This window comes from Kamptonema animale CS-326 (assembly GCF_028330895.1).
Classification (GTDB): domain Bacteria; phylum Cyanobacteriota; class Cyanobacteriia; order Cyanobacteriales; family Microcoleaceae; genus Kamptonema; species Kamptonema formosum.
In genome coordinates this window covers 1-9,618 of the sequence record NZ_JAQMUA010000163.1, presented here as the reverse complement: position 1 = coordinate 9,618, position 9,618 = coordinate 1, and the positions used below count along the sequence as shown (strand labels likewise).

Annotated in this window: 3 protein-coding genes; 2 read left to right on the top strand and 1 reads right to left on the bottom strand. The window is 41.7% G+C overall.

The window, feature by feature from the left end; genetic code table 11:
* Nucleotides 1–4,315: beta strand repeat-containing protein (locus PN499_RS09690; protein WP_272031630.1), on the bottom strand; the 4,315-nt coding region annotated here is incomplete at its 3' end.
* A gap of 227 nt (nt 4,316–4,542) precedes the next feature.
* On the opposite strand from PN499_RS09690, the gene PN499_RS09685 reads away from it, so the two are divergent.
* Nucleotides 4,543–9,153 carry a protein kinase domain-containing protein gene (locus PN499_RS09685; RefSeq protein ID WP_272031629.1) on the top strand — a complete coding sequence of 1,537 codons (4,611 nt, stop codon included), beginning with the start codon at nt 4,543–4,545 and terminating at the stop codon, nt 9,151–9,153.
* A gap of 22 nt (nt 9,154–9,175) precedes the next feature.
* Nucleotides 9,176–9,577, top strand: coding sequence for a response regulator (locus PN499_RS09680; protein WP_007358297.1), 402 nt, complete (start codon nt 9,176–9,178; stop codon nt 9,575–9,577).
* Nucleotides 9,578–9,618 lie beyond the last annotated feature (41 nt).

The following is a 9,618-nucleotide window of genomic DNA, read 5'->3' as shown; positions in this document are numbered from 1 at the left end:
GTTGCGGGCTCTCTGTTGGCTGTGGACTTTGGGTGGGTTGCGGGCTCTCCGTAGGTGCTGGTGTTGGACTCTGAGTGGGTTGCGGGCTCTCTGTTGGTGCTGGGGTAGGCGTAGATGTGGGGGTTGGTGCGGGTGTTGGGGCTGCTGCCGAAGCTGTGGTAATGATATTAATATTGCCCTGAGTGTAGGTTTCAGGGGGAACTGGCACTGTCAATGTTGGTGCGATCGCATTATTTGCTCCACTAGCGATCGCTCCCTTTGTTCCATTTGTGGTAGCATCTCCGACAATGAAGGGAGTTACTGTGCTACCGCCATGTCTAATTGTAATTGCTCCACCACCGCTACCGCCTGCTGTGGAAATACTAGCAATTATACCATTAATATCAGTAAAAGTATTTGTAACTCGCACAAGATTACTGGCAGTAATATCAACAATCCCGCCGCTACCAGAAGCCGAGCCTTGAGCGTTAATAGTAACAATTTCTATGCTGCCTTTAGCATTAACAGTAACATTGCCACCAGAGCTTCCACTCGTATTAATGTTGCCTGTACTAATATTGTTATTGCTGTTTAGTATTAATGGGCCGCCATTGCCAGTTGTTGAGCTAGTATTTAAGGTAGCGGCACTAGCATTAATATTGCCAGTAGTGCTGGTTATTGTAATAGGTCTACCTGATGTTGTAAGATTACCGCTAGTAATATCTTGGTTGGCTATTAGGGTAATTGTCGCATTTCCCGATCCTGTGATTGTTCCGTTTCCGCTAATAGAACCAGTACCCGCAGGAGTGCGAATAGTTACGGGGTTGCTGAAACTAATATTACCAGCTAGACTAATACTGCCGCTACTATCACTCCGTCCGATTGTAATTGAGCTAAAGCCATTTTGCAATAATGCTAATTGGGCTGCTGTTAAGTCTAAACCGCTGCTAGCTGCTGTCCCGCCAATAGCGATTTCTAGGGTTGGTGTAAATGGCTGTAAAGTTAAGTTGCCAGTTCCCGAAACAGTGTTTGTGAAGCTAATTTTATTAGCGGTGAGGGCGACATCACCAGTAATTGTTGCAGCTTCACCCAGGCTAATTCCAGATGCACCTGTTGCCGTTATATTACCCTTAATTTGAGTTGTTCCGGCTGCATCTGTTGTTAAGTTTGAGACATTGATAGTATTGTTAAAAGCTGTATTCCCAGCACTATTAGCTGTCAAATCTCCCAAAGGTGTGCTACTACCAATCGCACCGCTAAAAGTGATATTGCCTGCGCCTGCATTTAATGTCAAGCTATTAGTATTAGCTGTTGCACCATTGAGGCTACTGTTAAAGGCAATAGTACCATTGCCAGTCGCTCCTGATGTTGTGAGTGCGATCGCGGGTGCTGGTAAGATGACATTGCTAGCAAAAGTGAGATTTCCGCCGCTACCAGCGACAGCAGAAGTGCTGATATTGCCGTTAAGGGTGATATTGCTACTACCTGCATTAAGCGTAACTGTACCACCATTAGCTGCGGTGGCGAAAGAGGTGCTAGAATTAATTTCGCCCGTACTAATCCCGTTAGTTGCAGTTAGAGAAATCGCGCCGCCGCTACCAGTGGTACTAGATGTATCTAAAGTACCCGTAGTAATGATATTGCCGCTAGCACTGGAGATCGTAATTCCTCTGCCAGAATTACTAATGCTACCAATGCCAATATTTTGATTAGCATTGATGGTAATGGTAGCATTGTTGCTGCCGGTAATATTGCCAGCCGTGTTAATAATTGAACCACCTGTTCCGGGTGCTTGGATAGTAGTAGGATTTTGAAAAGTTGCGTCTCCAGCAATCGCAATTGCGCCACTGGTATCACTTCTCCCAATAGTAATTTGAGAAAATCCGGGCTGAATTGTTGCTAGTTCTGTCGTACCGAGATTTAACGAACTGTCGCTGACTTCTCCCCCAATTGTAATTCCTAAACTTGGCGTTAATGGTTGTAATTGTAGCGTTCCGTTGCCAGCAATTGTGGTATTACCAAGTATGTTAATTTCATCTGTTGTTAGGGTAATAGCGCCGCTACCTCCTATGAGGTTAATGGCACTGCTATTGACTAGAATCCCTTCAGTACCATTACCGCCGATACCTGTTAGAGTTAAGTTTCCAGTCCCGACAGTTGCTAATGTACTTCGATCTAACTCAATACCTATATTGCTAATTCCGATCCCGCTAGCGGAACCATTACCAGTTAAAGTAAGATTGCCGCCAGAGGATTGTACTGTGCTATTAGCGATGAAAATTCCGCTGTTATCGTCGCCAGTTCCACTGCCAGTACCAGTTAGCTGGATATTACCATTAACTGAACTAATTGTAGTATTTGCGCCGTTAATTTCGATACCATTATTGCTAACAGTTCCATTGCCACCAATACCTTGTAATGTAATTGTTCCCGTGCTGCTAGTTTGCACGATCGCGTTGTTTTCAATTACAATCCCAGAAGCGCCAGACACGCCTGCAACTCCGGTTCCAACTATAGAGATGTTACCGCTACCAGCATTGAGGCTGCTGTTGTTAATATTAATGCCATCAGGGTTTGCGGCTGTGCCAACTGCGGGGGAAGTTGAGGGAGTATTACCACCACCCAAGATGATGCTACCGCCGCTGCTGCTAATAGTAGCATTAGCGATCGCGATCGCGCCTACACCCCCACCATCTCGATCGGCATTGAGAGTAATGCTGCCGCCTTGGGTGGTAATATTGGCATTAACGGCAATGGTATTATTGGCTTGGAGTGCGATCGCGCCATTGCCGGCATTAACAATCGGCTGATTGGTAGTAATATCGTTATTAGCAATTAGCGTTAAAGAACTGCTATTACTCCAAGAAATCGGACTGCTAACGGTAATATTACCGAGAGCACTCAAACCCGATGCCGTATTCACGACTACATTGCCTAAACCTAGTTGATTTTGCAGCGTTGTTGTGCTCAGGTTGGAAGTGGGAGTCGTAGAATCAGAAAAAGTGCCGTTGGCGAAAGCCATTGTTGGTGTATCTGGTGTGTTGCTGATGGTAATATCAGTGGGATCTAACAGCAGAGTTCCTACTTGACCAGATAGCGATCGCAAATCCGCCAATCCTTGATAATCTAAAAATTGCTTACCTGAAACTTCCACAAAACCGCCATTGTCTACCCCGCGAGCGGTAATATTTCCATAAAAGCGAGTTATGTCATCGGCCCAAACGATCGCGCGGCCGCCACTACCGCTATTAATAGCATCAACATTAATGGTAGAATCTTGGCTGACAAATGTGCGATCGGCACGGGGCAATATTCCCAAACCGCGATAGTCTCCGCCAATTAATACCGTACCACCCCCAAAACTCCCACTAGCGTTGACTTTTGCGCCGATTAACCCGACTTGGTTGCCAAAAATGTTAATTTGCCCCCCCATATTGCCAGAGGCATTGAGAGCGCCGGCAGCGATGGCATCTCCCGGTGCTGTTGGCACGGCGATACCAGTACCGCTAAGTTGGACGCTACCATCAGCAAGTACCGTTAATCCCGTAGCATTACCTAATTTAGAACCCGTTAATAATTGGGGAATATTCGCAGGTTGCACCCCATTTTCTATTCCTGACGGGTCAACTGCAATTTCCAAATTCAGCAAGTGCCCTGGTTGGCTAATTCGGACTAAGCTTTGACCGGGGACTGCGGCAATGGTAATATTTCCTCCAGGGGTCGCGATCGTACCTGTATTGATGACAGTACCGCCAATTAAACTAATATTTTCTCCCGCAGATACCGCTAAATTCCCCGCATTAACAATTGACCCCGGTGAGGATGAAAAAGTAAAAGCCGTAGGATTTCCCACTAAACTTGTCCAGTTATTACTACCCACAGCATTTAACCAATTCGAGCCGAAGCCAATACCTGTAGCAGTAGTAGCAGTAAAAGAAGCTGGCACGTTTAATTGAGCCGAAGAGCCGAAAATAATCCCCGCAGGATTGATTAAAAATAGATTAGAATTGCCCCCAGTAACTTGAATTAGACCGTTAATAATTGAAGCATCGCCGCCCACTACTCGCCCTAAAATATTTCTAATAGCGGGATTAGAGATAAAATTAGCAATCTGACCTTCACTCAGTCCAAATTGTTGAAAACTGTGAAATAGATTGGCTCCATCTCCAGAACTTTTGCCACCTGTAATGTCGAAGCGATTTTGCTGTTGAGTAACAGCAGTACCCGTACCATCGGGAGCCGGGATAATAGTTGGGATCTGGGCAAAAGTAGATGCGGCCAAGCCCAAAGTAGCTGGGATAGGTATAAATGCAAGCAGCCGATTGATTCTTTTCATAGCGGTAGGCCTGGCGAGGATTATTGCTCTCTAGCCTTGAGATGCTTCCACCTCTATTATGATCTATAATTATCGCAATTGCTCTCTTCCATTATTACATTAATGTAATGTGAGACTTAAAGCTCTAACTCAAGAAGCAAAAGCGATCTCCCAAGTTTTGTTAACTGTTAGCTGTTAGCGGTTAACAGTTAAAGTTTAACAGTTAACAGTTTCAATATTTAAACGTTATGGATATTTCTGGCTACCAGATTTTTAACCAAATTTATGAAAGTACCAATTCTCTGGTTTACCGAGGTATCCGAGAACAGGATGATCGAGCCGTTATCCTCAAAGTTCTTAAACAGCACTACGCGGCACCAGGGGAGGTAATTCGATATAAGCAAGAGTATGAAATTGCCCAAAAATTGAATGTTGAAGGCGTAGTTAAAGTTTATAGTTTAGAATCTTCTGACCAGAATCTAGTCTTAATCCTTGAAGATTTTGGGGGTTCATCTTTAGCGGAATTAACAAGGCAAACGGATAGCAATAGAACGTTATTGTCGTTACAGAAAATCCTTCAAATCGCCATCCAAATCACCGAGATTTTATCTGAAATTCATTCAGCTAACGTTATTCATCGCGATATCAACCCCTCAAATATTATCTTTAATCCCCAAACCGAGCAAATAAAAATCATTGATTTTGGCATTGCCACAATTTTCAGCAAATTTAATCCTTTCCTAAAAAATCCTAATGTTTTAGAAGGCACTTTAGCCTATATGTCGCCGGAACAAACAGGGCGAATGAATCGCTCCCTCGATTATCGCACAGACTTTTACTCCCTTGGCGTTACCCTTTACGAATTATTAACAGGACAACTCCCTTTTACCACAACTGATGCTCTGGAATTAGTACACTGTCACATTGCCAAACAGCCTATTGCTGCTCATGAAATTAATCCAGCAATACCTCCAAATATTTCCGAAATTTTAATGAAATTGATGGCAAAAACTGCTGAAGAGCGATACCAAAGTACCTGGGGTATCCAAATAGATTTAGTATGTAGCTTGATGCAGTTAGAAGCGAATGGGGAAATTGAAAACTTAATCCCTGGTGAAAATGATATTTCAGCCAAGTTTCAAATCCCTCAAAAACTATATGGCAGAGAGGCAGAAATTCACAGCTTACTTGCAGCTTTTGAACGAGTAGCAGAAGGCGAAAGACAACAAACATCATCTTTTCCGGGTTCAAATTTTGATTTACATCTTCCTGAAATAATGCTATTAGTAGGTGCTGCCGGAATCGGAAAATCCGCCCTAGCTGCCGAGATTTATAAACCTATTACAGAAAAGCGTGGTTATTTCATTAGGGGAAATTTCGACCAATTTCAGCGTAATATTCCCTATAGTGCTTTGCTCGATGCTTTTCAATCATTGGTGGGGCAATTATTAATGGAGAGTAAAACACAGCTTGAAATTTGGCAAGAAAAATTTTTAGCCGCATTTAATGGCAATGGTCAAGTCATAATTGATGCCATACCCCAACTAGAGCTAATTGTCGGTAAGCAGCCACCAGTGCCAGAATTAGGCACAAAAGAATCGCAAAATCGCTTCAGTATAATATTTCAAAAATTTATTCGGTTATTTGGTTCAAAAGAGCATCCCTTAGTGATATTTCTAGATGATTTGCAGTGGGTGGATGTAGCCACTTTAAATTTAATTGAACGCATAATGATGGATGCTGATACCCAATACTTATTTTTAATTGGAGCATATCGGGTTCAGGAAGTCAATCCCAATCATCCTTTAATGATGACGATTGAGACACTACATAAGCAAGAGATAACTGTCAATGAGATTGCTTTAGCACCCTTAGCACTAGAGCATATTACTGATTTGATTGCTGACACTTTGCAGAGTGAAAGAGGGAAAGTAAAACCTTTGGCAGAATTAGTATTGTCTAAAACTGGTGGCAATCCTTTCTTTGTTAAGGAATTCCTGAAAATGCTCGATACAGAAAAATTGATAAATTTTAATTTAGAATACTTGACTTGGGAATGGAATATTAGTCAAATTAAGGCAATGGATATTACTGACAATCTGGTGGAGTTAATAGTTAGTAAGTTAAAGAAATTGCCAGCATCAACCCAGCAGATTTTAGGGGTGGCAGCTTATGTGGGTAGAGAGTTTGACTTAAACACCCTATCTATTATTTGTGAAAAATCACCGCCAGAAATTTTTAAATGTTTAATGCTAGCAGTTGAGTCCGAGTTAATTATACCTAACTCAGAGTTAGATGAACAACTGTTAATTCAAGATTATAAATTCGGTCATGATTGGGTACAACAAGCAGCCTATAGTTTAATTAAAGATTTACCCGTAAATTTTTCTCATTTACTAACTAAATCGGCAGCCGTTAATAGGATTGTGGATAAAATCCCCGTCCCTCTGAATAGAACAACAGGCCCTCGATCGTCAGGTGAAGTTTTAGATTTAGCCGCAGTCATGAAAGCTTCCCAAGCTATTGCGGGTGAAATTGAGCTTGATAAGTTACTAGCTGCTTTGATGAAGATTATGATTCAGATTGCAGGCGCTCAAATTGGCTATTTAATTTTAGAAAATGACGGTCAAATGCGGATTGAAGCGTCTGGGAAGATAGATGTAGAGCAGATTGCCGTTTTGCAATCAATTTCTATTGAAAATAGCGTGCCTGTATCCATTATCAATTATGTCGCTAGGACGAGAGAAACAGTAGTTCAAAATAATGCGGCAGAGCGGGGTAAATTTACCAACGATCCATTTATCAAAGAACATCAAAGCAAGTCTCTATTATGTACGCCGTTGCTAAATCGAGGTCAACTTAGTGGGATTTTATATCTGGAAAACAATCTAACTACTGATGCTTTTACTCCAGACAGGTTAGAAATATTACAAATGTTGTCTGGGCAAGCTGCGATCGCGATCGCCAATGCTAAACTTTACACAGAGGTTCGCGAAAGTGAAAGGCGCATGGCTCAATTCCTAGAAGCGATGCCCGTAGGCGTATCTGTTCACGATGCAACTGGAGAGATTTATTATGCTAATCAGAAAGCAGAATATTTACTTGGAATAGCGGCTTCGCCAAGAGCGAAAAGTGAAGAATTGGTAGAGGTTTATCAAGTGTATCAAGCGGGAAGTGATGAATTATATCTTACAGAGAAGTTGCCAATTGTGCGAGCGCTCAGAGGTGAAAGCGTTAAAGTTGACGATCTCGAAATTCATCATTCTGATAAAGTCGTTCCTTTGGAAGTTTCTACTACCCCAATCTTTGATGAAACTGGTAAAATTGTCTATGGCATCGCTGCATTTCAAGACATTACAGAACGCAAACAAGCTGAAAATCTATTAGCAGAATACAATCAAACTTTGGAGAGAAAAGTAGAAGAGCGCACCCAAGAATTACAGCAGGAAATCGCAGAGCGTCGGCGCACAGAAGCAGCCCTCTACAAAAGTGAAGCGGAAAATCGTGCTATTCTTTCTGCCATACCCGATTTGATGTTTAGAGTTAACTCAGATGGCATTTATTTGGGTTTTATCGCTACTAAGGAACTCGTTAGTTTATTGCCCTCAGATTATAACCCAATTGGCAAGCATTTATCGGATTTTTTGCCGCCAGAAGTTTCTCAGCGCCATCTAGAAAACTTGAAGCAAGCTTTAGCTACAGGAAAAGGTCAAATTTACGAACAGCAAATTATGATTGATGGTACGCTACAATATGAAGAAGTACGGGTGGTAGTGAGTGGGCCTAATGAAGCACTATTTATGATTCGGAATATCAGCGATCGCAAACGAGCTGTAGAAGCTCTACGCCAAAAAAATGAAGAATTGATCGCTACTCTCCAACAACTCAAAGCCGCTCAACAAGAACTAATTCAAGCCGAAAAAATGGCGGCTCTCGGACAACTAATTGCGGGCGTAGCCCACGAAATCAATACGCCTTTGGGAGCGATCCGCGCCTCTATTGGGAATATCACTAATGCTCTCAATAATTCACTTAAACAACTCCCGCAAATCATTCAAAAACTATCTCCTGAAAGACAAGCCGATTTTTTTGCTTTATTAGAAGCCGCCAGACAAAACGAGGAAATGCTTTCATTTAGAGAAGAAAGGCAGTTAAAACGTACTCTCAAGAAAGAATTAGAGAATCAAAATATTAATGAGTCAGAAACTATTGCAGATACTTTAGTTAAGCTAGGTTTTTCCAAAGAGATAACTCCTTTTATAACATTATTTCAACAAAAAGATAACACTTTTATTTTAGATGCAGTCTATAACTTATATCTACAACATAACAACAGCCGGAATATTGTGCTCGCTGTAGAAAGAGCCTCTAAAATAGTCTTTTCACTCAAAAGTTACGCCCGTCATAATAAATCTGATGAAATGACCACTGCTACTGTGAAAGATGGCATAGAGGTGGTTTTAACTATTTATCAAAATCACCTCAAGCAGAGGATTGAAGTGATCAAAAACTATGAGGAAGTCCCACCGATTATTTGTTATCCTGAAGAGTTGAACCAAGTTTGGACAAATCTCATTCATAATGCTATTCACGCAATGAATAATAAGGGAACGTTAGAGATATCCGTTATGGAGCAAAATCATAATATAGTAGTACAATTCACTGATTCCGGTTCTGGTATCCCGCCAGAAATCCAACCGCGAATATTTGAACCCTTTTTTACGACTAAAGCTGCTGGCGAAGGTAGTGGATTGGGTTTGGATATTGTCAAGAGAATTATTGACAAACATCAGGGTAATATTGAGGTAGATAGCCAACCAGGTCGGACTGTGTTTAGAGTGTATTTACCAATTAGATAAACTTGAATCAGGTGGGGGATTTATGCCAAAGAAAGCTATTTTATGTGTAGATGATGAAAGAATGATTTTGAGCTGTTTGAGAGATCAACTCACTCATCATTTTGGCAATCTCTATAGTTATGAGTTTGCAGAAAGTGCTGATGAAGCGCTGGAAGTCATAGAGGAATTAAATCAAGATGGAGTTGATATTCTGATTATTGTGTCTGATTGGCTAATGCCGAATATGAAAGGGGATGAATTTCTAATTAAAGTCCATCAGCAATTCCCCAATATTGTGACGGTACTTTTGACTGGTCAAGCCGATGAAGAAGCAATAGAAAGAGCTAGAAAATATGCTAATTTACATCGGTATTTACCTAAGCCTTGGGATAAAGCGACTTTAATAGAAGCTCTCGAATCTGGCTTAGGGGGAATTGAATCCTAGTAATGAGTAAGGGGGAGATGGGGAGGATGGGGAGGATGGGG

Coding starts and splice junctions, on each gene's coding strand:
- PN499_RS09685 (WP_272031629.1), top strand. CDS start 4,543: ATGGATATTTCTGGCTACCAGATTTTTAACCAAATTTATGAAAGTACC.
- PN499_RS09680 (WP_007358297.1), top strand. CDS start 9,176: ATGCCAAAGAAAGCTATTTTATGTGTAGATGATGAAAGAATGATTTTG.